Source organism: Vibrio mimicus CAIM 602, from assembly GCF_000338875.1.
In the GTDB taxonomy this organism is placed as follows: Bacteria; Pseudomonadota; Gammaproteobacteria; order Enterobacterales; family Vibrionaceae; genus Vibrio; species Vibrio mimicus.
The window spans coordinates 67,187-89,998 of record NZ_AOMO01000002.1; the positions used below are offsets into that span (position 1 = coordinate 67,187).

Sequence of the window (22,812 nt, forward strand, 5' to 3'; positions counted from 1 at the left end):
CTTGCGCCCCTTATCAAAATGGAAGTTAGAACAAACGGCGCTTTAGGCCTGTCCGTTCAAGGATCCGGGTGGAGATCTCCTCCACCGACAAGGAGGACGTATTGATGTATGGGATGGCTTCACGGCGAAACAGCGCTTCGACCGTCGCTAATTCCTGCAAACACTGCTGGTTGCTGGCGTATTCGCTGCCTGCCAAACGGTTTTCGCGAATTTCAGTCAAACGTTCCGCATTGATGGTAAGGCCAAACAGTTTATGACGTTGAAACTCGAACTCGGGCAACAAGCGCATCGTATGCATATCTTCCGCGATAAAGGGGTAGTTCACTACGCGAAGGCCAAACTGCATCGCCATATACAAACTGGTGGGCGTTTTTCCGCTGCGCGATACGCCAAGCAAAATGATGTCCGCCCGGTCGAGATCTTTGAGCGAAACGCCATCATCATGCGCCAAGGTGTATTCAATAGCGGCAATCCGATCAAAATAGGTATCCGAATCCTTCCCGACACTGCGCGAGCGTTGCAACTTGGGCGCGGGTTTCATCTCAATATCATCGCTCACCCGCTGCACTATGCTCTCCAACACATCGTAAAAATGCGCGGGCGCTTGCAGCAAACGGGTCCGCATTTCGGGGATCACCATAGAGAAAAACACCAAGGGCTTCACACCATGTTGCTGGTAAGAACGCTGGATCTGCTTGAGCAGTTCACTCAGTTTTTCGTCACTTTCCACAAACGGAAAGGTTTTTTCATTGGGTTGCACAGCAAACTGACCCAGTACGACGTGCCCCAACGTTTCACAAGTGATGGCGGTTCCGTCAGAAACATAGAACACATCACGGCTTTGCGATTCCATTTGCATCTTTTATTTAAGCTTTCAAAAATTTTTGATTAGGATGAGCACCATAATACTCATAATAAAACCCGGCATTCCAGCGCCTCTCCCACAGCTTTGAAAATTCCTTCGTGAATTTTTTTGCCAAGAGAAGCAAACGATTGCCAACCCTACAAGCTGCAATGTTTCTGGAGAAAGACATGCAAAAGAACACCCTCTGGTTCGATAGCCTATCCATGGAAGACGTGGATAAAGTCGGTGGAAAAAATGCCTCGCTCGGCGAGATGGTTTCTAACCTCGCCAACGCTGGCGTTTCCGTACCCAACGGCTTTGCCACCACCGCGTATGCCTTCAATCAATTTCTCGACTTTGAAGGACTCGATGAACGCATTCACCAGTTGCTCGACGAATTGGATGTCGACGATGTAGAAGCACTGCGCAAAACCGGTGCAACGATTCGTCAATGGATTTTACAAGCCCCCTTCCCGGCCGAGCTGGAACAAGAGATCCGCGCCAATTACACCCAACTGATTGATGGCAACAGCGAGTTGTCGGTTGCGGTACGCTCATCCGCCACCGCCGAAGATCTACCTGATGCTTCGTTTGCTGGCCAGCAAGAGACGTTTCTTAACGTGAAAGGCATTGATGCCGTACTGGAAGCGACCAAGCATGTGTACGCTTCGCTGTTTAACGATCGCGCCATTTCTTATCGTGTTCACCAAGGCTTCGACCATCGCGGCATCGCACTCTCAGCAGGCATTCAGCGCATGGTGCGTTCGGATAAAGCGGCCTCTGGCGTTATGTTTACGCTTGATACCGAATCAGGCTTCGACAAAGTGGTGTTTATCACTGCGGCTTGGGGCTTGGGTGAAATGGTCGTACAAGGCGCAGTTAACCCAGATGAGTTTTACGTGCACAAGCCGCTGCTCGAAGCGGGCTACCCTGCGATTGTGAAAAAGACGTTTGGCTCCAAGCTAAGCAAAATGATCTACGCCAACAGCCAAGTGATTGGTAAGCAAGTGGAAGTGGTCGATACCTCAGCGCACGAGCGTAACCAGTTCTCACTGACGGATGCCGAAATCCAAGAGCTGGCTAAACAAGCGTTGATCATTGAGAAGCACTACCAACGCCCGATGGATATTGAATGGGCGAAAGATGGCATCGACGGCAAGCTCTACATCGTACAGGCTCGCCCAGAAACCGTGTGTTCACAGAGCGAACAAAACGTGATTGAGCGTTATGAGCTGAGCCATAAGGCGTCTGTGCTACTCGAAGGCCGCGCGATTGGTCAGCGCATTGGCAGCGGTACCGTCCGTTTGGTCGATTCTCTGGATCAAATGTCGCTCGTACAGCAAGGCGATGTGCTCGTCACCGACATGACGGACCCCGATTGGGAACCGGTGATGAAGAAAGCGGCCGCGATTGTCACTAACCGTGGCGGACGGACTTGTCACGCGGCGATCATCGCTCGTGAGTTGGGGATCCCTGCGATTGTCGGTTGTGGTGATGCGACTCGTCGCCTGAGTGATGGCGCGCAAGTCACCGTTTCCTGCGCGGAAGGGGAAACCGGTTATGTGTATGCTGGCCAGTTGGATTTCGCTGTGCGCCGCTCTTCAGTAGACGAGCTGCCGATGCTGCCCACCAAAGTGATGATGAACGTGGGTAACCCAGATCGCGCCTTTGATTTCGCGCAGATCCCGAACGAAGGCGTGGGGCTAGCTCGTCTAGAGTTCATCATCAATAAGATGATTGGTATCCACCCGAAAGCGCTGCTCAATTTCGATGCACAAAGTGCCGAATTGCAAACGCAGATCCTTGATCGCATTCGCGGCTATCGTGACCCGATTGATTTCTACGTCAGCAAACTAACCGAAGGGATCGCCACCATCGCGGCAGCCTTCTGGCCAAAACGCGTGATTGTACGCATGTCCGATTTCAAATCGAATGAGTACAGCAACTTGCTGGGCGGCAGTGAATTTGAACCCCACGAAGAGAACCCGATGCTCGGTTTCCGGGGTGCATCGCGTTACATTTCTCCGGTGTTTGAAGACTGTTTTGAGCTGGAAACGCAAGCTATCAAACGTGTGCGCCATGAAATGGGGCTGAAAAACGTGGAAGTGATGATCCCGTTTGTGCGCACCACAGGTGAAGCCGAAGCGGTGATCGATCTGCTCGCGAAATTTGGTTTACGCCGTGGCGAGCAAGGCTTGAAAGTGATCATGATGTGCGAGCTACCTTCCAACGCGGTTCTCGCCGATGAGTTTTTGAAATTCTTTGATGGCTTCTCGATCGGCTCTAACGACATGACTCAATTAACTCTGGGTCTGGATCGTGACTCTGGCGATGTGGCTCATCTGTTTGATGAACGTAACCCAGCCGTGAAAATCATGCTGAAAATGGCGATTGATGCGGCGACTCGTGCTGGAAAATACGTAGGTATTTGTGGCCAAGGCCCATCGGATCACGATGACCTTGCACAGTGGCTCATGGAACAAGGCATCAGCTCGGTATCGCTCAACCCCGACACGGTGATTGATACTTGGCTAAAACTGGGTGAAGTGGCGCAACGTCCATCGGCACAGTAAGTTGCAATAAGCGGTAAAACAGACCGTAAAAGCAAGCCATAAAACAATGGGCGCAGAATTCACCTCTGCGCCCATTTTATTTTTCACATCACTCACCGAATTTATCCGGCGGCGGAACGTGAAACCATGGTTTGCGCTTTTTCGGGCGCGTCTTCATCCGCCAACTCTTTAGCAATTTGCTTGAATTTATCCTCTACCCGCAAAAACGCGTCGACAATGATTGGATCAAAATGCTGGCCCCGCCCTTCTTCAATAATGGCGAGCGCCTTGTCATGGCTAAATGGCGGTTTATAAACACGCTTTGAAATGAGCGCATCATACACATCCGCCAAAGCCATCAACCGGGCACTGAGCGGAATGTCTGCGCCCTTTAAGCCTCCGGGTAGCCGCTGCCATCCCATTTTTCTTGGTGTGAGTAAGCAATCTCTTTGGCAAAGGTTAAGAAATCACATTCAAAATGAATGCACTGCTCTACGGTATCAATCACATCGCGCCCTAACACGGTATGCAGTTTCATGATTTCAAATTCTTCTTCAGTCAGTTTGCCCGGTTTCAGCAACACATGATCCGGGATCCCCACTTTGCCGATATCGTGCAGCGGTGACGATTTATAGAGTGCCTTAATGGATTCCGGCGTTAGTTGATCGGCGTATTGGCCTTCCAACAGTAGCTGATTGGCTAACACTTCGATGTAACGTTGGGTTCGGCGAATATGGTTTCCCGTTTCGTTATCTCGCGTTTCCGCCAGCGACGCCATGGCAATGATGGTCGCATCTTGTAGCGCTTCTAATTCTTGTGTTCGCTCTTTAACTTTCTGCTCTAAGGTTTCATTCTGCTCTGCCAGCAGTTTCATCGCTTGGCGTAGTCGTAAATGGGTACGGGTACGCGCGAGTAAGATAGGGGGACTGATCGGTTTTTGAATGTAATCCACCGCCCCCACATCGAAGCCGCGCTGTTCATCTTCGATTTGTGATTTGGCAGTCAAAAAGATCACCGGAATATCCTGCAATTCAGGATCAGCTCTCATCCGCTGGCACACTTCATAGCCATCCATCTCCGGCATCATGATATCGAGCAGAACTAAATCCGGCTTCTGCTTATGGCAAATCGTCAGTGCTTGAGCACCACTGGTCGCCACCAACAAACGGTAATGCGGCTTGAGCAATCCAGCCAGCAACGCCCGATTTTCAGGGTTATCATCCACAATCAGGATGGTTTCAAGTTCACTCATGATCGGTTTGTCCATAAATCTTATCTAAGTCCAGCGGGTAAAGACTCACTGCCCGTCGCAAGGCGACTTCTGCCGCCGCAAAGTCACACTCACTGATCAATTGGCAGCAGGCCGCAAAATCCTCTGACTTAAACAGAGAATTGAGGTGCAGGTAATGCTGCTCAAGGAAGTCGAGCGCGGCGGCATCCATATCCAATAGATACAGGTGAAGTTGATGCAAAATCGCTATCGTTTCTTTATCGAGCGTTTGCGGGTTCATTTGATTGGGCACTGGGCGGTTCAACGCTTTAGCTAATAGGGCAAAGAAATACTCAAGGTGGCTTGCCAGCTCATCTAACATAGTTTGAAGTTGGGTAGCGTCACCTTCTTTGCCTAAAGCGATTTCAAGCCGAGCGGCAATATCGGAAGCTCTCACCGCACCTAAATTGGCAGCCGTTCCCTTTAGAGTGTGGGCATAACGCACTGCGAGTTCTCGATCGTTATGCTCTAAAGCCACCACAATCCGTTTCACGATGTCGTACTCTTTATCCATCATTTGTGACAGCAAACGTCGATATAGCTTTTCGTTTCCCGCCACACGTAACAGACCATTTTTCACATCTAACCGTTCAACATCCGTCAGCTCAAAACTGGTTTTCTCGGTGCTCGGCTCTGGAATGTCTGGTTCCACCTTGGCATTGCTTTCCGCCGTGGTTGTGGATTTTGCTTTGCCTTCACACCATTTGGCGATGGTTCGATACAGTAAATCCGGGTCGATCGGTTTAGAAACATGATCATTCATGCCCAAACTCAAGCAGCGTTCGCGTTCTTCCACCATGGCGTGTGCGGTCATCGCAATCAATGGCGTATCATCGTGCTCCGGTGTCGAACGGATGTGGCGCGCCGCTTCATAACCATCCATCACGGGCATTTGAAGATCCATGAAGATGATGTCAAACCGCTGTTGGGTTTCTAATGAATGGGCTAAATGATCGAGTGCCTCTTTTCCGTTGTTCGCTATGGTGACCACCAGCTCTTTGGCTTCCATCAGTTCAAGGGCAATTTGTTGGTTGATCTCATTATCTTCAGTGAGTAACACACGCAAACCACGTATATCACCATGCTCATGGTGATGAGAAATTCGCGCCGCCACGGAGGCTTGAGCTTTGCTGCCTACAAACAGATTGACCAGAAGATCAAACAAATGCGACTGACCAATGGGCTTGGTCAAAAAGCCGCAGATATCGATTTCCGAAATCATCTGTTGCAAATCATCTTTATCGTAAGCCGTTACAATCACGACTTTAGGTTGATGCTCTGCGGCGAATGAGTGGCGAATGGCGCGCGTTGTTTCAATCCCATTCATTTCTGGCATGTTCCAATCCATAAACACCAGATTAAAGGGTTTTCCATTCGCCACGCCTTGTTCCAATTTGCGTAAGGCTTCGACACCATTGGCGGCGGTTTCCGGCGGGATCGCCAGCATGGAAAGCATGTCTTGCAGAATCTCACGGGCGTGATCGTTATCATCCACGATCAGCGCGCGAATGCTGCCCAGTACATCAGGCACAACCTTTTGATGCGGTGCTTGGTTTTCATCAACATCAAACCATGCGTTAAAGGTAAAGCAGCTGCCCATATCAGGCTGACTGGTCACGCTGATTTCCCCTTCCATCAACTCCACCAAACGGCGGCTGATTGAAAGCCCCAGCCCAGTACCACCATATTTTCGGGTTGTACTGCCATCTGCTTGAGTGAAGGCTTGGAACAGATTGCGGGTTTGCTTTTCCGTCATTCCTATTCCGGTATCCGAAACATTAAACAGCAGCTTGATGCGCCCAGGCTGGCGCTCACCCACCTGAACATTCACGGAGATTTCCCCTTGCTCGGTAAATTTCACCGCATTGTTCACCAAATTGATCACCACTTGCCCAATACGCAGTGGATCGCCAATCAGTTTATGAGGGATTTCGCGTGGTAGGCTAAACAGCAATTCCAAGCCTTTATCAAAGGCTTTTTGCCCTGTCACCATAGAAACATTATGCAAGACTTCTTCAAGCGAAAACTCAATGTGCTCGATGCTCAGCTTACCGGCCTCGATTTTGCTGAAATCAAGGATGTCGTTGATGATGCCCAGCAGCAAAGTCGCCGAGCTGTGGATTTTCGAAACATAATCGCGCTGCTTGGGAGTCAGTTCCGTTTTCAGTGCTAGGTGCGACATACCGATGATGGCATTCATTGGGGTGCGAATTTCATGGCTCATATTGGCCAAAAACATCGACTTCACTTCCACCGCTTCTTCCGCTTTGGCTTTGGCCTCATTCAGCTCTTGCTCTGCGGCTTTGCGTGCGGTGACATCACGCAGAAACATAGCGGCCTGACATTGGCCGTTTAACTCAAAAATCGACACACCAAGGTCGATCGGCACCAAGTTTCCGTCACGGGTGTACGTTTCTGCTTCGTAAAACGCTTCGTTGAGTAACTGTCGTTGATCTACTCGCAGCGGTAGGGTTAACGCCGCGGCTAATTCTGGTGGCAAAGCCATTTTTAGAAGCGTGAGTAATGGCTGCCCAAGCGCTTCTTCAGCGGTGTAGCCATAGGTGCTAATGGCGGTTTTATTCCAGAGTAGGATCAGCCCTTGGCTATCAATAATCGCCACACTGGAAGGAGCGCCTTCAATAATGGTGCGTGAGAGTTCTTCACTCACCGCCAGCTCTTTGGTGCGCTTCGCAATCTCTTCTTCGAGCCCAGCTTGGTGCTGCGCAAGTGCGCGGTTTGTTTCATGCAACTCGTCTAAGAGTTCATCACGCCCTTTCTCTTGCCAAAGTTCTCGTAGCTTGGTTTGCTCCTCTGTACTGGGTTGGCGTTTCGCGACAATGTGGCAAAGAAAGCGGTGACTGTTAAGCTGCATGCGTAACGCTTGCTGGGCAGGGGCACTCACGGAAATAGGATAACGCCCAGCAAGGGTCAACCCGCTGTCATTGATGGTGACTTGCAGCGTGACGGAGGGAGCAACAGACAGCAGCTGATTAAACAGATCCGCCGCATGCAGAGTCAGTAAATCTTGTTCCGTAGGCGACAGCCCCAAACAGCGCGCCGTGGTTAAGCATTTTTGGCGCAGCGCAATCAGCCCTGCTTCACTGTTGTGCAGAAGAATTTCAATGGTTTCGCTCATGGTGACACCTCACGACGATGACGGTGGCATCATCATGGTGTTTGGAAAAATGGTCCATGTAATAGGATGCCATGCGCAGTGCGGAGCTCTGTGCCCATGGCACGTCCGCTTCATGAAGATCCAAATTTTCGCGGATGCCATCCGTCGTCAGAATAAACCAGTCCTCTGGCTGAAAGGTGCCTTGAAACTGACGCAGAGTGGGGATCATTTCCCCCACAACCCCGGGCTGAGCATGAAAAGATTGCGCACTGTGGTTCACTTTTCGCAGTAAATTATTGCCAATCCCCACACCACTGAATTGGTTTTTTCGGCAATCAAGGTGCAGCATGGTGACCGCTGCACCAAGGCTACCCATAAAGTGTTCATGCAACGACTGCATCAGCCAAGTGAGATCAAAATTAGCTTTCTCATTGAGGAATCGTTCCATCGCACGGGCGAGATCAGCCGCATTCGGGCCATGCCCTAACGCATCAATAATCACCACCAGCAAATCATCCTCATTTTGGTAAACCATGTAGCCATCTCCGGCTTCCGGCTCTCCAAAATAGGGCACTTGGCGTACGGCAATATCAAAATTCATTTTGGCTCCATTTGATCACGGAAACCATGGTGCCTCGCGAGTGGTTTTCTATCAAAAATTCATCCATCATCCTTTTGACTCCCGGCAGGCCTAAACCTAGGGATCCTCCCGTGGTAAAATGCTCCTGCATAGCCAGTGCGATATCCGCAATGCCCGGGCCTTTATCCTGCACGGTAATTCGGAGCCCCATTCGCCCTTGCGACTGAATTTGCTGCATTTCTACCGTGCCAAACTCTGCGTACTTAAACACATTGGTTGCCAGCTCAGACACCGCCGTTGCAATTTCACTCACCTCCACCATGGAGAACCCCATCGAACGCGCAAAGACGTAAGCGCCCATCACCGCGGTGACCGAATCGGTCTCCTCCCGCAAATGAAAGAGTTCACATTCACCAACCAATACGGTTGTTTTCGAATCGGTGGTTTCCGAGTGCATCATTTCAATATGGCCAATGCTTGTTCGATGCTGGCAACCGACACCATGTGCGTGGTGTCTAGGCCGGTATCTAACATTCCCAAAACCAAACCGGGGCGAATACCAACAAAAATGCAGTGCCGCCCCATCACTTCAATGGCGTAAGACAATTGCAGCAAGCGGCTCAATTCCACTCGGCTGCAACTTTTCAAACCGGACATTTCAATCAGCACGCCGCGAACATTGTCGCGACCCAATGCCGCCAGCAGTTCCTCCTCAAACGCTTTTAAGACACTCAAGGACAAATCCACTTGCACTGAGGCAATCAATGCCTGCTGCATTCGGCTGATTGAAATCACACTCTGCATAGTTTGACATTCCTACTCTTCGGAGCGCATTTGCCCACTGCCTTTTAGGTTGACCCCCACGGTGCGAAACGCATTTTCCAGTGCATCACGCAATGTGGCATTCGTTCTGACTTCACCAACATTGATGCCCAGTTGCACCATGGTTTGTGCAATAGAAGGCGAAACACCGGAAACCAAGCATTCACAGCCCATCAATTTGGTCGCTTTGGTGATTTTGATGAAATGGTTCGCAACCGCGGTATCAACGACCGCCACACCCGAAATGTCCATAATGAACACTTTGGCCCGGTATTCAGCGATTTTATTGAGCACGGTGATCATGATGTCCTGCGCGCGTTTGGAATCGATGATCCCGACGATCGGCAACATCAGGATGTCTTGCCAGATCATGGTGACAGGCGTTGACATCGCGAGCAGCGCTTCGCTCTGCTCAGAAATTTTCTTATTGATTAAACGCGAATAGGTATCCACCACTATGGTGGTATCCATGTGCAGTAATTTCGTAAACGCCGTGACCAGAGAACTGTACTCATCGCTGTAGAGGCTGCCGTCATACATACGTTTGGTAAAAATCACCATCGACATATTCATGCCAGCAAAGTAGGTCGGCAAAGGCAGCCCGACCCGGGCGTGAACTTCCCCTACTTCCGCACGCTCTTTCACATATTGCGCGTCCACTCGTGCATTAAAGAAACTGCGCCAATAGTCCAGTTGCTGCTCCTGCACTCGAGTTAGTTTTTGCGGATCGTGGAAATACTGATCGTAAGCCGAGGTGGTCTGCAACCAACCGTAAAAGTGCGTAACGTACTCTTTGAGCTTGGGTTGAATGATCTGACCGAATTTACGAATCAAGGCGAGATCGGCTTCAGTGAGATCATGCAAAGCAAGCAATGCTTCGGGGTCACTGAGCACGGATGATTGGGCTGTCCTCATAGTTTCTCCTTAACAAGGAACGTGCTAAGGCTACGCAACAACACGGCAGCGGCTAAACCTTCGCTTTAGTCACTCTCTACGCAGACATTAAAACTATAGACAAGATTTTTGGTGTGCAGACAAAGTTTATTCCTCCGCAAAACCCACTCAGTGACAAGATTTGTTTTTAGGCCAAGGGTGATTTAGTCTGGCTCTAACTAAACTTAATGAGGAAACAATAAATTGCATTGGATTATTGTTACGGGATTCGAACCGTTTGGAGGAGAGTCCGTTAACCCGTCATGGCAACTCGCCAAACAATTGGATGGCTGGCAACCGAACGAAGAGTGCACGGTAAAGGCCATCGAGCTGCCTTGCGTGTTTGATGAAAGTATTGATCGTCTAAACCATGCTTTAGCGCAGTATCAACCTTGCTTAGTGTTGGCTTTAGGTCAAGCGGGAGGGCGATCTGCCTTTTCATTAGAGAAAGTCGCCATTAACTACAATGATGCACGTATTGCGGACAACGCAGGACAACAACCCATTGATACTGCGACCATTCCAGATGGGCCTACTGCCTATTTCAGTACCTTACCGCTCAAAGCCATTGTTCATGCCCTGCATCAACAACACATTCCCGCTGAGATCTCTTATTCAGCTGGCACTTACGTCTGCAATCATCTTTTTTATGGCTTAATGCATGCTTTAAAAGACCAACCCAAAGTGCGCGCTGGCTTTATTCATATCCCACTCAGCCCACAACAAGCATGCCAACATAAAGCACCGAGCATGAGTATTGAAATGGGCGTTGAGGCCGTAAAAACCACCATTGATATTGCACTGACCCAACATGAGGACATGCTGCTTTCTCTAGGTAATTTGAATTAAAAATTATTCTTCTTATCACCCAAAAGCATGAAGTTAAGTTTCATAAAACATAATTCAACATACTGATTTTAATGCATTAAACCAAAAACCGTCACCAAGCACCCCTTTATGGGTATTGCCAGATTCTCAGTTGCATTCTTTGATATAGGTAACTATACCTAGAGGTAATTATGGTCGGCATAAGTCGACTTGGTTCATTCGGTACAACAACAGAATTGGGCTCATTTTTTCGGCCAACTTCGGGATGCATTTATGAGAAATAATCAACCAGTTACTCAAAAGGAAGTGACTTACCCACCGCATTATAATCTTTTATCTACAACAACCCTGAGCAGTCATATTAAGTATGCAAGTAATGATTTCTGTAATGTCGCCGGATACACGCTTGATGAACTGATCAACCAACCACATAACATGGTTCGCCACCCAGATATGCCCCCCGAAGCCTTTAAGGATATGTGGGAACATCTCAAAGCGGGTAAATCATGGATGGGGATGGTCAAAAACCGTTGTAAAAACGGGGATTATTACTGGGTTGATGCTTTCGCCTCACCAATCAAAGACAACGGCAAAGTGGTGGAATACCAATCTGTTCGTTTGTCTCCTAATCGGCAACATGTTGAAAACGCTGATAAGCTTTATAAACAGATTCGTGAAGGTAAAACGCACTGGCGCTTAAAACTGCCACGCACCCGCCTATGGCAACGTTTAAGTGCAGGTTTTGTGATTGCTGCCGGGCTTAGTTTTGCGACCGATTTATTTTTAGCTGGCGCGGGTGTTCCTTTGATGCTCCTTTTAACCATCGCCATGGCTTATCAATTCACTCGCCGCCTCGAAGCTCTGTCACAAGAAGCTCGCAAAATTTTTGATAACCCGCTGATGGAGCTGGTTTACAACGATCGCGTCGACGATCTCTCTGAAATCAAGCTGGCGATGAAGATGCGCCAGTCCGAGATCAACGCAGTCGTCGGACGGATTCAGGACTCCAGCACTCAAATCAGTGAAGCAGCGAAGATGTCTTCAAAGAACAGTGAAACCACTGCGAAAAACTTAGATGCACAAACTCGCGAAACTGAGCAGGTTGCTGCGGCCATTACTCAAATGAACATCACTGCGACAGAAATTGCTCAAAATGCTCAAGCCGCTTCCGATGCCACCGGACATGCCCAAAACGCCGCCCGTGAAGGTATGCGCGCAGTAGAGCAAACGGTTGAAGCAATCAATGACATGGCGGATCAGCTCGTACAGGCCACCAAAGTGATTGAACAGCTTTCCTCGCAAAGTGCCACTATCGGCCAAGTGATGGAGGTGATCCAAAGCATTGCGGAACAAACCAACTTACTGGCGTTGAACGCTGCCATCGAAGCAGCACGTGCGGGTGAACAAGGGCGTGGTTTTGCGGTTGTTGCTGATGAAGTACGTAAACTGGCCCAACGCAGTACTGAATCCACCGAAGAGATCAAAGAGGTGATCACGTCGATTCAAACCAGTACCCGTAACGCGGTGAATACGATTGAGCAAGGTAATCAGCTCTCGGAATCTTGTGTGAATAGCGCCAATCTGTCTGGTGATAAGCTGACAACGCTGCTTTCTCAAGTCTCCGATATCGCTATGCGCAACGAGCAAATCGCCACCGCTGTCGAAGAAATGGCGAAAGTGACTGAAGATATGAACCGCAGTGTTCAATCCATCAGTGATGTCTCCACCTCGACTCTCGATTTGGCCGAAGGTACGCGCACAGAGTGCCACAACCTAGTGAAAAATTTGGTGTCGCAAACCAGCCTCGTGAGTCAATTCCGTCGCTTGTAAATGAACTCAACAACAATATCGGAAAACATCTTAAAGCCTCGGCGTTCCCCTCCGAGGCTTCTTTTTATCTGCAACTCACGCCGCCGTATTTTTATGACATGAGTAGATTAAGGGTTGTTAATCTCAATTTAACCCAAATATAACGAACTACACTCAGCCAGATAACGAATCTTATGCCTACCACTTCATCGTCATTAGCGAAACAACTCTTTCAAATGACTTGGCCAATGCTGTTTGGCGTACTGTCATTAATGAGCTTCCAACTGGTCGATAGCGCCTTTATCGGCCAACTCGGCATTCTTCCCCTTGCCGCCCAAGGCTTTACCATGCCGATTCAAATGGTGATCATCGGCGTGCAAGTAGGCTTGGGCATTGCCACTACCGCGGTGATCTCGCGCGCTTTGGGGGCGAACCAAGAGCGCTATGCCAAGCAACTGGGCGGTTTAGTCATTGGTGTCGGTGGAATTGGGGTTGCTGTCATTGCGGTGCTGCTTTATTTGTTGCGCCATCCGCTACTGTCTTTGCTCGGAGCTTCTGATGATGTGCTGCAAATCATCGATCATTACTGGATCTGGTGGTTGGTGAGTGCTTGGACAGGCGCGATGCTCTACTTCTTTTACAGCTTATGCCGCGCCAACGGCAACACACTGCTGCCCGGAACCATGATGATGGTGACCAGCGTGCTGAATCTGATTCTGGACCCACTGTTTATTTTTACGTTGGATTGGGGCATCAACGGTGCAGCTATTGCCACTATCTTGGCGTTTGGCATCGGGATCGCCATCGTGGCTCCTAAAGTAACTCAACGCCAATGGATGAGTTTCGACTGGCATGATCTGGATATTGCGAAGAGCTTAACCTCACTCGGTCACATTATGGGGCCTGCAATGCTAAGCCAGTTGTTGCCGCCGCTCTCTTCTATGTTCGCGACCAAGTTATTAGCCGGTTTCGGTACGGCAGCCGTAGCGGCTTGGGCATTGGGTTCTCGGTTTGAATTTTTTGCTTTAGTGGCAGTTCTGGCACTGACAATGTCGATTCCCCCCATGGTAGGGCGAATGCTCGGCGCTAAAAATGTGGCGGATATTCGCCAGTTGGTTCGCATCGCTTGTCAGTTTGTGCTTGGGTTCCAACTGCTGATTGCACTAGCCACTTATCTCCTAGCCAGCTACCTGTCATCGCTAATGACCAGTGAGACTGAAGTTGCGGCAATTTTGCTCCAACACTTAACCATCGTTCCAATCAGCTTGGGCACACTCGGCATCTGTATGTTGATGGTGTCTGTCGCCAATGCGCTTGGCAAAGCCTATGTCGCGTTAACCATTTCGGCTTTACGACTGTTTGCTTTTTATCTGCCTTGCTTATGGATCGGGGCGCAAGTTTACGGGCTTACCGGTCTGTTTATTGGTGCGTTAGTGGGCAATATTTTAGCCGGTTGGGTTGCGTGGTTGAGCTATCGACGAGCATTGCAGCAGCTTGAAAACGCTTGTCACGCGGTCGCGTAGAAGGTTCAAACCACTCGCTGTCCATCTTTAACGCTAAGAAGCCACCATAAAAAAGGCCCTTCACTGATGTGAAGGGCCTTTGCATTTAAGCAACACAATTAAGCTTGGCGACGCGTTTCGATTGCCGCAGCCAGTTGGCGCAATACGGTTTCAGTATCTTCCCACCCAATACATGCATCTGTGATGGATTGGCCGTAGGTCAGATGGCAACCCGGAGTTAAGTCCTGACGACCTTCAACAAGGTGCGATTCAATCATCACCCCGAAGATCGCATGTTCACCTTGTGCAATCTGTGCCGCGACATCTTCCGCCACCACCATTTGGCGTTTGAACTGCTTAGAGCTGTTCGCGTGGCTGAAATCGATCATTACTTTTTGTGGTAAGCCAGCCACTTCCAGCTCTTGCTTGATATTGCTAACGTGCGCCGCGCTGTAGTTTGGCTCTTTACCGCCACGCAGAATAATGTGGCAATCTGGGTTACCCGCCGTCTCGACAATCGCCGAATGGCCAAACTTGGTAACCGACAAGAAGTGGTGCGAAGCGCCTGCAGAGCGAATCGCATCGGAAGCGATTTTAATGTTGCCATCGGTCCCGTTTTTGAAACCCACTGGGCAGGAAAGCCCTGAAGCCAACTCACGATGCACTTGAGATTCCGTTGTGCGCGCTCCGATCGCGCCCCAGCTGATGAGATCCGCCACATACTGTGGGGTGATCATATCGAGGAACTCACTGGCGGTTGGCATACCCAGATCGGTCAGATCCAGCAGCAGTTTGCGCCCCATGCGTAAACCATCGTTAATTTCATAGGTATCATTGAGGTACGGATCGTTAATTAACCCTTTCCAACCGACGGTCGTACGCGGCTTTTCAAAATACACTCGCATCACGATTTCTAACTGACCACTGAGCTCATCACGCAGTGCTTTTAAACGCTGACCGTATTCAATTGCCGCTTTCGGATCATGAATGGAACAAGGGCCAATCACCACCAACAGGCGATCGTCTTTATCTTGCAGCATGTTATGAATCGCTTCGCGCGCCTGAAACGTGGTCGAAGACGCGGTTTCGGTAGCCGGAAATTTCTCTAACACCGCGACTGGTGGCAGTAGCTCTTTAATCTTCTTAATTTTTACATCATCGGTTTGAAACATTGTCACTTCTTCCTTTACTTTCTGGTTTACCTAGCGAGTAACGGCTCTCGCTACGGTAGTTACTGCACCTGTCGTGTCTTCGGGTAACTTATCGGCACTCAGAAAATATCGCAATCACTATTTTTAAATAAAGGCAAGATTCCACTTTTCTTTACAGGAAAATCATTGTGTAAAAAATAAATTACACTCTAAGAATAGAGTGCTAAGAACAGAGGGATCATCTTCAAACTCCCTGAAGTTGCGGGAATAAAACAGGGATGAGACAAAGAACAAAAGCGGCTTTCAAGACAGAATCAATTAATGCAATGTCAGTTTTATGTTGCTAAGGTATGCCAAGAAGAACAACAAAGATAACAACATGAAAGTGATAGAGTTTCGCCAAGTCAGTAAATGGTATGGTCAATTTCAAGCACTGAAGTCGATTTCTCTGGCCGTCAACAAAGGGGAAATTGTGGTGATCTGCGGGCCTTCTGGCTCGGGAAAATCGACCTTAATCCGCACCGTGAATGGCTTAGAAAACATTGATGCTGGTGAAATTACTGTGCTGCCTAATCTGGATGAACGCACTCGACGCAGCGGAAAAATCGGCATGGTGTTTCAGCATTTCAACCTGTTTCCACACTTAACGGTATTGGAAAACCTCACCTTAGCGCCCATCCGAACGTTAAAACTTTCGGCTCAAGAAGCCAAAGATCGGGCTTATCATTTTCTGCAGCGCGTAAAGATCACCGATCAAGCACATAAGTACCCGATTCAACTCTCTGGCGGCCAGCAGCAACGAGTAGCGATTGCTCGCTCCCTGTGCATGCAACCGGAGATTTTGCTGTTTGATGAACCCACTTCCGCGCTCGATCCTGAAACCATTAACGAGGTACTCGAAGTCATGGTCGACCTCGCGCAAGATGGCATTACCATGATGTGCGTAACCCATGAAATGGGCTTTGCGCGCAAAGTCGCACATCGCGTGATATTTATGGATGAAGGGGAAATTCTCGAAGTGGGTTCACCCGAACAGTTGTTCCAAAACCCAACGCATCCGCGAACCCAACAATTTCTCAATCAGATCCTGAGCCATTGATGCTAAAACGCTATCTTCGCCCACTGCTGTTCGCCACCCTGCAAATGATCTTGGTATTTGCAGGGTTGGTCTGGCTGCTTGATTCCGGCGCACAAGCATGGGCTATCAATGGCAGTGGCACCGCGTGCCTGAGTATGTACTGATTTTTGAAGACGGCGAATGGTGGGCAGGTGATTTATTGCACGGCCTGTTGGTCACATTACAGCTCACTGGGATCAGTTTGATTTTCACTTTGGCTTTGGGTTTAACCACCGCTTTGCTGCGTCAGTCACATTCACTGGTTGGGCGCGCTTTAGGCACCGGATACATAGCGGTAGTCCGCAACACACCGCTTTTGGTGCAAATTTACCTCCTCTACTTTGTGTTTGGTCCCGTCATTGGGCTCGACCGTTTTGCCACCGCGGTGCTTGCCCTTGCTCTGTTTCAAGGCGCGTATACCGCAGAGGTGTTTCGCGGCGGGTTAAACAGCATTCCGCAAGGCCAGTATGAAGCGGCACGCTCGCTAGGCTTATCGCGCTTTTTTACCTTTTACGATGTGATCCTGCCGCAACTTCTGCAACGTACATTACCTCCACTAACCAATGAGATGGTGTCGCTGATTAAAAACTCGTCTATTGTCAGTGTGATGGCGATTTTTGATCTCACCACGCAGGGGCGAAATATCGTCTCGGAAACCGCGATGCCGTTTGAGATCTGGTTCAGCGTGGCGGCGATCTATCTGTTGTTAACCCTGACTCTGTCAGCGTTATCAGCTTGGCTAGAACATAAACTGGGCGCGCAGTGGCGCTCACAGTAACGCGAAATAAAAATGCGCGAAATAAAAAGGGAACTCCTATGAAACCATTTGGACAACGTTTAGGTCGATTCAGCGTTAAAACCTTACTTACTGGCTTGTTGGGGCTAGCTCTCACTTTGCCAGCAGTGGCGAGCGACACACCGAATCTTGATACGATTAAAGAGCGTGGCACGCTGCGCGTTGGTATGTCGACATTTGTGCCTTGGGCAATGCGCGATAAGCAAGGTGAGCTGATTGGCTTTGAGATTGATGTCGCTAAACGCCTTGCGGCTGACTCAGGTTGGCAAGTGGAATTTGTGCCTACCGCATGGGATGGCATTATTCCCGCTCTGCTGGCCAAAAAATTTGATGTGATCATCGGCGGAATGTCGGTCACGCCTGAGCGCTCGAAAAGTGTCTTGTTTACTGCGCCCTACTCTCACTCTGGTGTGCAACTTGCCGCGAGTAAAAAGCTCGCTGAAGGCTTTTCCAAGTTGGAAGATTTTAATAAGCGCAACGTAAAAATCGCGGCTCGCCGTGGCGCTTTTACCGTGCAAGTGGCGCGTGAAACTTTCCCGAAAGCCAGCGTGCTGCAATTTGATGACGATGCCCAAGCTTTCCAAGAAGTGATCAACGGCAACGCGCATGCGGTGATTGCTTCAAGCCCAAAACCCGAGCATGAAAGCATCAAACACAGCGATTCGTTGTTTCTTCCTTTCAGTGAACGTTTAAGTAAAGGGAATGAAGCGTTTGCAGTGCGTTTAGGGGAAGAAGATAAGAAAGCCTATTTTGATCAATGGATTGCAGACCGCACTGCCGATGGTTGGCTGCAAGCGCGTTATGAATACTGGTTCTCCACTTTAGATTGGCAAGATCAGGTGGCTTCAGGTCAGTAAATGAACAATAATGGCATAAAACCTTCATCTGGCTACCGTTTCACTCTGCTGGATGGCGGATTACTGCTCGGAATAGCCAGCCTCATTGGCTGGCTCTATTACCGATCTGAAGTGGGAATTCACTACCATTGGCATTGGCGTGAAGCGTGGACGTTGATTTTCACGCCGCGTGCGGATGGCAGCTTGCCCTACTTCTTACAAGGCTTAGGCGCAACGTTACGTTTAAGCTTATGGGGCATGGTACTGGCTTTAGTGTTAGGGTCGCTGATCGGCATCGCGCGCAGCCGCAAGGCTTGGTTTGTGCGTTTACCCGCTAACGCATTTGTGCAGCTGGTACGCAATATTCCACCACTGGTGTTTGTGTTCATCTTCTATTTTTTCATCTCCAATCAACTCATCCCGCTACTGGGTTTGGATGAGTTACTGCGCTACCACACAGCGGAAGTTCACCCGCTGATCACTTTGCTGTTTGGTCCTGCCCGCTTGTGGGAAAACTTGCTGTCCGGCGTCTTGTGTATCGGGTTGCTCTCTTCCGCTCACATTGCGGAAATCGTGCGTGCTGGGCTCGCCAACATCCCGCAGGGACAATGGGAGGCCGCGGATTCGCTTGGCTTGCCAACTTGGGTCAAATACCGCTATGTGATTGCCCCACAAGTCCTGACCGCAATTACCCCAGCTCTGGCTGGGCAGACAATATCCCTCATCAAAGACACGTCGATCATCTCGCTGATTTCGATTCAAGAACTGACCTTTGTCGGCAGCGAAATTGCCAACTCATCTGGGCTAATTTTTGAGATCTGGCTCATTGTCGGCGCAGCCTATCTGGTGCTTTGCCTCACGCTGTCTATGCTGTTTAAGCAAGTAGAGAAGCGAAGCTTACGCCATTTAAGCCGTTGAATGATTAATGAAGGTATCGAAGCAAAGCCAGTTTAGCGATTGCTTCGATATTTTTGAGAATAAATATCAATTAGACTGAAACTTCAAAACCTCAATAGACAAAGGTGACCCCATGAATTCACAAGTCACACACTGGTTGGCCAGAGATCCGGATCCTAAAACTCGTCAAGAGCTGCAACAGCTGATCGACACTCAGCAAGACGCGCAGATTGCCGAGCGCTTTCAATCACGCCTTGAATTTGGTACCGCTGGTTTACGTGGCAAAGTCGGCTGTGGCCCTAACCGAATGAACCGTTTAGTGATCCAAGAAACGGCGGCGGGTCTGGGGCATTATCTGATCGCTCAATTACCCGATGCCAAAAGCCGCGGCGTAGTGATTGGTTACGATGGCCGCCCAGATTCAAAGCAGTTCGCTCACGATACCGCAAGCGTGCTGACCTCGTTGGGCATCAAGACTTATTTGACGTACCAAGTTGCCGCGACTCCTATCGTGGCTTTCGGTGTACGCTATTTCAACGCGGCCGCTGCGGTTGTGGTGACAGCAAGTCACAACCCGCCAGAGTACAATGGGTTTAAAGTGTATTGGGAAAACGGCGCGCAAATTATTCCACCACACGATGCAGGCATTGCTGCTTGTATCAACCAAGCAGCGCAGCAAGCGATCCCTTATCTCGCCCTTGAACTGGCGGAGCAACAAGGCCTGCTACATTGGCTACGTGATGAGTATTACCAAACTTACCGTAAAACCATTGGTGAAAGCCCACTGTTGCAGCATCATACTAAGCCGCAAGCGCTAAGCTTGGCTTACACCGCGATGCATGGTGTGGGTGCCAATATGGCGGAAACCTTACTCGCCGATGCAGGTTTTACTCACGTTAGCAGCGTGAAGGAACAGCGCGAGCCAGATGGCACATTCCCAACCGTGAACTTCCCGAACCCAGAAGAAGCGGGCGCGATGGATATGGTGATGGCACTGGCCAAAAAAGTCGGCGCTCAGCTTGCTTGTGCTAATGACCCAGATGCAGATCGCTTTGCGGTTGCCGCGCGTAAAGCCGATGGCGAATATCAAATGCTGACCGGCGATCAAGTAGGCTCACTGTTTGGTCACTATCTGCTCTCGCAAACCGATGCTCGTCGCCAATTGGTCGGCAACACCATCGTCTCTTCCAGCTTGCTCAGCAAAATCGCCGCAGCTCATGGCGCGCGTTATTACCAAACCCTCACCGGTTTTAAATGGTTGACCAACGTGGCGATGCAAGAGCAAACCGAGCAACACCAATTCCTGTTCGCTTATGAAGAAGCCTTGGGATACACGATTGGTAGCACAGTGTGGGATAAAGATGGCTTGTCTGCTCTGGTCGCTTTTGCCCAACTTGCCGCAGAGCTTAATGCACAAGGCAAAACGGTGTGGGATCAGCTTGAAGCGCTGTATCGCCAGCATGGTCTGCACGTTAACGCCCAACGCAGCATTGCGTTAGCACCGAACTCGCCACCGGTGGGTGATAAATTGCGTGCCACGCCACCAACGGACATTGCAGGGCGTAAAGTGCTCATCGTAGAAGACTTTAAACTGGCACGCCGCACCTTTGCCGATGGCAAAACCGAAGCGATTACCCTGCCAACCAGTGATGTGCTGATCTACCACCTGGACGGTGGCGCTCGCGTGATTGTACGCCCATCGGGTACTGAGCCTAAGCTAAAATGCTACTACGAAGTAGTGACGCCATTTGCGGCTGGCGAAGATTTTGCGAGCGCGCAAGAACGTGCCGATGAGCAGATGTCATTACTGATTGCTGAGCATCAAACCAGCTTATAACTCGCTTTAAGCACATGCATTTTACAAAAACAAAGAGAGGCTAATGCCTCTCTTTTATTGTTTACTGAGCGTTAAGTTAACCTTCAGCCGCAGCTTTGGCATCTTTAAAATCAACCACTTGATGCTCTGGTGAAGGGTGGGTATTGCCCGTAAAACGGCCGCCTTGTTCAATACTGAGATCATCGCTGAACAAAGTGCCATTGACACGACCTTTGTTGAGGATCTCAATTTTTCCGGCGTGACCAGTGCCCTCAAACAGACCATTAATGATCAGATGGTCAGCAAAGATTTCGCCACGAACCACACCGCTTTCACTGATCACCAGTGTTTTATCAACATGCAGTTCGCCTTCTACTAGGCCATCAACCTGAATGCTGCTTTCCACTTTCAGCTCTCCGGAGATGTGGCTACCTTTTGCGATGAGAGTTGTAGCTGAGAGCTGACTCTTTGCTCGACTTTGTTTACTAAAGATTCCCATCGAATACCTCTTACTTTAGTGAATATGGTTTCAAAATCATTGACTCCCCAATCGACAAAAGGTCGTGGATCTAATGATCGACCAATAAAACGGATTTCGTAATGTAAGTGCGGGCCGGATGAGAGCCCACTGTTACCGGAATAGCCCAGTAAGTCGCCTTTTTGCACAAACTCACCACTTTTCACGGCAAATTTCTGCAAATGTGAATACGAACTGCTGAACCCATACGCATGCAACAAGCGAATAAAATTCCCTGAACCCACTTTGCTGGCGCGAGTCACTTCTACAACGCCGTCAGCCGGGGCATAAATTGGGGTACCTATGTTGACCGCAAAATCCTGACCGCGGTGCAATTTAGCTTGCTTGGTCACCGGATGAATCCGCTTACCGTAACCGGAAGAGATCCGTGCGCCCGGAACGGGGGAACCACTTGGAATTTGTGTCAACATCATGGTTCGCACTGAGGACGTAATCGCGGCGGCATCTAAACGGGATTCTAATTCAGCGCCCGTTTCATCCACGCCAAGCACTTTTTCCAAATCACCAAGGCGATCTGAAACAATCTGAATCTTCTCTTCGCGTACCGCTAAGTCACTTTCTAAGTTCTCTTTCAGTTCTCGAAGTGAAGAGACTTCTTCTAGTAACGTCGTCGATTGGCTTTCCAACTCTTGCTGTTTGAGTTTGGCAAAATCGACTTGGTTTTTCAGGTAATAAATCACGCCACCCGTGGCAAACACGCCCACTAAGGTGATGTAACCCAAGCTTTTGAGGACTAGGCGAAACACTTTATCCAAATGAAAATGCTGGGTTCCATGGATCGAGGAAACCGAGACAATCACTCTTTCTTTCATACTGCTTTGTTTTCTTCATCTGGACGGCAAAGTGGGGCGGATGATAACAAGGAACTCCCCCCATCTAAATCTTTTGCATAAGGTCATTGAAGCCAATTCACAGCCTTAATGTGTATTTTGTGAATTAGGTATCTTACCCACACGTTAATTACGCTTATAGGCAGAAAACATGACGGATTTCGTAGCTTAATTACAAATCAAACAATAATGAAAGGAGAAATGCAGATTACGGAGTGCCAAGGAAACAAAAATGTGATCTAAATCATCAATGGTTTTATTTTTAAACAACCAATATTCACTAAATGTGAATTTGATCACTTAATTTATAAAAATTAAAAATATAAATTTGGGACATTGATCGCTTTTAAATGATTGACAAAATTAAATTGATAAAATTGTATTAAATTTACATGACAAATAGTTGAAATGGATCACTAAAAAATCCGAATGCTAAGCACATTTTTATAACAATGATCACAAAAAGCCCGTTGGGGATTCTGTTCGAAATTTGTGTGGTAGAGTGATTGTGTACTAAGCAATCAACGGTTTTTTGCCGAACCGTTACTACGATTAAATTCAAGCAGAACATCCAAC

The 22,812-nt window shown here is 49.0% G+C and carries 17 protein-coding genes and 2 pseudogenes; 9 read left to right on the forward strand and 10 right to left on the reverse strand.

What is annotated here, in order from left to right; all coding sequences use genetic code 11:
• Positions 1–25: 25 nt before the first annotated feature.
• Positions 26–859, reverse strand: a complete 834-nt coding sequence (ppsR, locus tag D908_RS18310) for a posphoenolpyruvate synthetase regulatory kinase/phosphorylase PpsR (RefSeq protein WP_005522009.1) — start codon at positions 857–859, stop codon at positions 26–28.
• Positions 860–1,032: 173 nt separating this feature from the next.
• Here ppsR and ppsA point away from each other — a divergent pair, with 173 nt between their 5' ends.
• On the forward strand, positions 1,033–3,417 hold the full coding sequence (ppsA, locus tag D908_RS18305; protein WP_005522013.1) for a phosphoenolpyruvate synthase: 2,385 nt from the start codon (positions 1,033–1,035) through the stop codon (positions 3,415–3,417).
• Between the two features lie 101 nt (positions 3,418–3,518).
• Here ppsA and D908_RS0118735 read toward each other — a convergent pair.
• The 6 genes and pseudogenes from D908_RS0118735 to D908_RS18280 form a co-directional block, all read right to left on the reverse strand.
• Positions 3,519–4,648, reverse strand: a pseudogene (locus D908_RS0118735) (response regulator).
• Positions 4,641–7,802 carry a hybrid sensor histidine kinase/response regulator gene (locus D908_RS18300; protein WP_005522032.1) on the reverse strand — a complete coding sequence of 1,054 codons (3,162 nt, stop codon included), beginning with the start codon at positions 7,800–7,802 and terminating at the stop codon, positions 4,641–4,643. The pseudogene D908_RS0118735 and the gene D908_RS18300 overlap by 8 nt, the downstream one beginning before the upstream one ends.
• Positions 7,786–8,382 (reverse strand): SpoIIE family protein phosphatase, encoded by a 597-nt coding sequence (locus tag D908_RS18295; protein ID WP_005522034.1) that lies wholly within the window; start codon positions 8,380–8,382, stop codon positions 7,786–7,788. Before D908_RS18295 ends, D908_RS18300 begins: the two co-directional genes overlap by 17 nt.
• Entirely contained in the window at positions 8,372–8,821 is a 450-nt protein-coding gene (locus D908_RS18290) for an ATP-binding protein (protein ID WP_005522036.1), read from the reverse strand. Before D908_RS18290 ends, D908_RS18295 begins: the two co-directional genes overlap by 11 nt.
• Positions 8,818–9,165, reverse strand: coding sequence for an STAS domain-containing protein (locus D908_RS18285; RefSeq protein WP_001192242.1), 348 nt, complete (start codon positions 9,163–9,165; stop codon positions 8,818–8,820). The genes D908_RS18290 and D908_RS18285 overlap by 4 nt, the downstream gene beginning before the upstream one ends.
• 12 nt (positions 9,166–9,177) lie before the next feature.
• Positions 9,178–10,098 (reverse strand): protoglobin domain-containing protein, encoded by a 921-nt coding sequence (locus D908_RS18280; protein ID WP_005522038.1) that lies wholly within the window; start codon positions 10,096–10,098, stop codon positions 9,178–9,180.
• Between the two features lie 222 nt (positions 10,099–10,320).
• Here D908_RS18280 and pcp point away from each other — a divergent pair, with 222 nt between their 5' ends.
• The 3 genes from pcp (at position 10,321) to D908_RS18265 (ending at position 14,276) form a co-directional block, all read left to right on the forward strand.
• Positions 10,321–10,965 carry a pyroglutamyl-peptidase I gene (gene pcp / locus D908_RS18275; RefSeq protein ID WP_000558649.1) on the forward strand — a complete coding sequence of 215 codons (645 nt, stop codon included), beginning with the start codon at positions 10,321–10,323 and terminating at the stop codon, positions 10,963–10,965.
• Between the two features lie 252 nt (positions 10,966–11,217).
• Complete coding sequence (locus D908_RS18270) at positions 11,218–12,774, forward strand: methyl-accepting chemotaxis protein (protein ID WP_005522040.1); 1,557 nt, start codon at positions 11,218–11,220, stop codon at positions 12,772–12,774.
• Between the two features lie 173 nt (positions 12,775–12,947).
• Entirely contained in the window at positions 12,948–14,276 is a 1,329-nt protein-coding gene (locus tag D908_RS18265) for an MATE family efflux transporter (protein WP_005522042.1), read from the forward strand.
• A 98-nt stretch (positions 14,277–14,374) separates the two neighbouring features.
• Here the strand turns inward: D908_RS18265 and aroG are convergent, their stop codons facing one another.
• Positions 14,375–15,427: a 3-deoxy-7-phosphoheptulonate synthase AroG gene (gene aroG, locus D908_RS18260; RefSeq protein ID WP_000487854.1), complete on the reverse strand. Its 1,053-nt coding sequence runs from the start codon at positions 15,425–15,427 to the stop codon at positions 14,375–14,377.
• Between the two features lie 364 nt (positions 15,428–15,791).
• Here aroG and D908_RS18255 point away from each other — a divergent pair, with 364 nt between their 5' ends.
• From D908_RS18255 to D908_RS18240, 5 genes and pseudogenes are all read left to right on the forward strand, one after another.
• Positions 15,792–16,505 carry an amino acid ABC transporter ATP-binding protein gene (locus tag D908_RS18255; RefSeq protein ID WP_005522044.1) on the forward strand — a complete coding sequence of 238 codons (714 nt, stop codon included), beginning with the start codon at positions 15,792–15,794 and terminating at the stop codon, positions 16,503–16,505.
• Positions 16,505–17,301 (forward strand): annotated as a pseudogene (locus D908_RS0118740) (amino acid ABC transporter permease). The gene D908_RS18255 and the pseudogene D908_RS0118740 overlap by 1 nt, the downstream one beginning before the upstream one ends.
• A gap of 38 nt (positions 17,302–17,339) precedes the next feature.
• Entirely contained in the window at positions 17,340–18,176 is an 837-nt protein-coding gene (locus D908_RS18250; protein ID WP_000802047.1) for a transporter substrate-binding domain-containing protein, read from the forward strand.
• Complete coding sequence (locus D908_RS18245; protein ID WP_005522046.1) at positions 18,177–19,073, forward strand: amino acid ABC transporter permease; 897 nt, start codon at positions 18,177–18,179, stop codon at positions 19,071–19,073.
• Between the two features lie 112 nt (positions 19,074–19,185).
• Positions 19,186–20,889 carry a phospho-sugar mutase gene (locus D908_RS18240; protein ID WP_005522050.1) on the forward strand — a complete coding sequence of 568 codons (1,704 nt, stop codon included), beginning with the start codon at positions 19,186–19,188 and terminating at the stop codon, positions 20,887–20,889.
• Positions 20,890–20,965: 76 nt separating this feature from the next.
• On the opposite strand, the gene D908_RS18235 is transcribed toward D908_RS18240, so the two are convergent.
• Together D908_RS18235 and D908_RS18230 are read right to left on the reverse strand one after the other, a co-directional pair.
• On the reverse strand, positions 20,966–21,274 hold the full coding sequence (locus D908_RS18235) for a bactofilin family protein (RefSeq protein WP_000445978.1): 309 nt from the start codon (positions 21,272–21,274) through the stop codon (positions 20,966–20,968).
• 2 nt (positions 21,275–21,276) lie between these two features.
• Positions 21,277–22,218: a M23 family metallopeptidase gene (locus tag D908_RS18230; RefSeq protein ID WP_000664680.1), complete on the reverse strand. Its 942-nt coding sequence runs from the start codon at positions 22,216–22,218 to the stop codon at positions 21,277–21,279.
• Positions 22,219–22,812: the final 594 nt, after the last annotated feature.

What these genes read in the sequence shown, in the direction of transcription:
- ppsR (WP_005522009.1), bottom strand. Translation starts at nt 859, where the DNA reads ATGCAAATGGAATCGCAAAGCCGTGATGTGTTCTATGTTTCTGACGGA.
- ppsA (WP_005522013.1), top strand. Translation starts at nt 1,033, where the DNA reads ATGCAAAAGAACACCCTCTGGTTCGATAGCCTATCCATGGAAGACGTG.
- D908_RS18300 (WP_005522032.1), bottom strand. Translation starts at nt 7,802, where the DNA reads ATGAGCGAAACCATTGAAATTCTTCTGCACAACAGTGAAGCAGGGCTG.
- D908_RS18295 (WP_005522034.1), bottom strand. Translation starts at nt 8,382, where the DNA reads ATGAATTTTGATATTGCCGTACGCCAAGTGCCCTATTTTGGAGAGCCG.
- D908_RS18290 (WP_005522036.1), bottom strand. Translation starts at nt 8,821, where the DNA reads ATGATGCACTCGGAAACCACCGATTCGAAAACAACCGTATTGGTTGGT.
- D908_RS18285 (WP_001192242.1), bottom strand. Translation starts at nt 9,165, where the DNA reads ATGCAGAGTGTGATTTCAATCAGCCGAATGCAGCAGGCATTGATTGCC.
- D908_RS18280 (WP_005522038.1), bottom strand. Translation starts at nt 10,098, where the DNA reads ATGAGGACAGCCCAATCATCCGTGCTCAGTGACCCCGAAGCATTGCTT.
- D908_RS18270 (WP_005522040.1), top strand. Translation starts at nt 11,218, where the DNA reads ATGAGAAATAATCAACCAGTTACTCAAAAGGAAGTGACTTACCCACCG.
- D908_RS18265 (WP_005522042.1), top strand. Translation starts at nt 12,948, where the DNA reads ATGCCTACCACTTCATCGTCATTAGCGAAACAACTCTTTCAAATGACT.
- aroG (WP_000487854.1), bottom strand. Translation starts at nt 15,427, where the DNA reads ATGTTTCAAACCGATGATGTAAAAATTAAGAAGATTAAAGAGCTACTG.
- D908_RS18250 (WP_000802047.1), top strand. Translation starts at nt 17,340, where the DNA reads ATGAAACCATTTGGACAACGTTTAGGTCGATTCAGCGTTAAAACCTTA.
- D908_RS18245 (WP_005522046.1), top strand. Translation starts at nt 18,177, where the DNA reads ATGAACAATAATGGCATAAAACCTTCATCTGGCTACCGTTTCACTCTG.
- D908_RS18240 (WP_005522050.1), top strand. Translation starts at nt 19,186, where the DNA reads ATGAATTCACAAGTCACACACTGGTTGGCCAGAGATCCGGATCCTAAA.
- D908_RS18230 (WP_000664680.1), bottom strand. Translation starts at nt 22,218, where the DNA reads ATGAAAGAAAGAGTGATTGTCTCGGTTTCCTCGATCCATGGAACCCAG.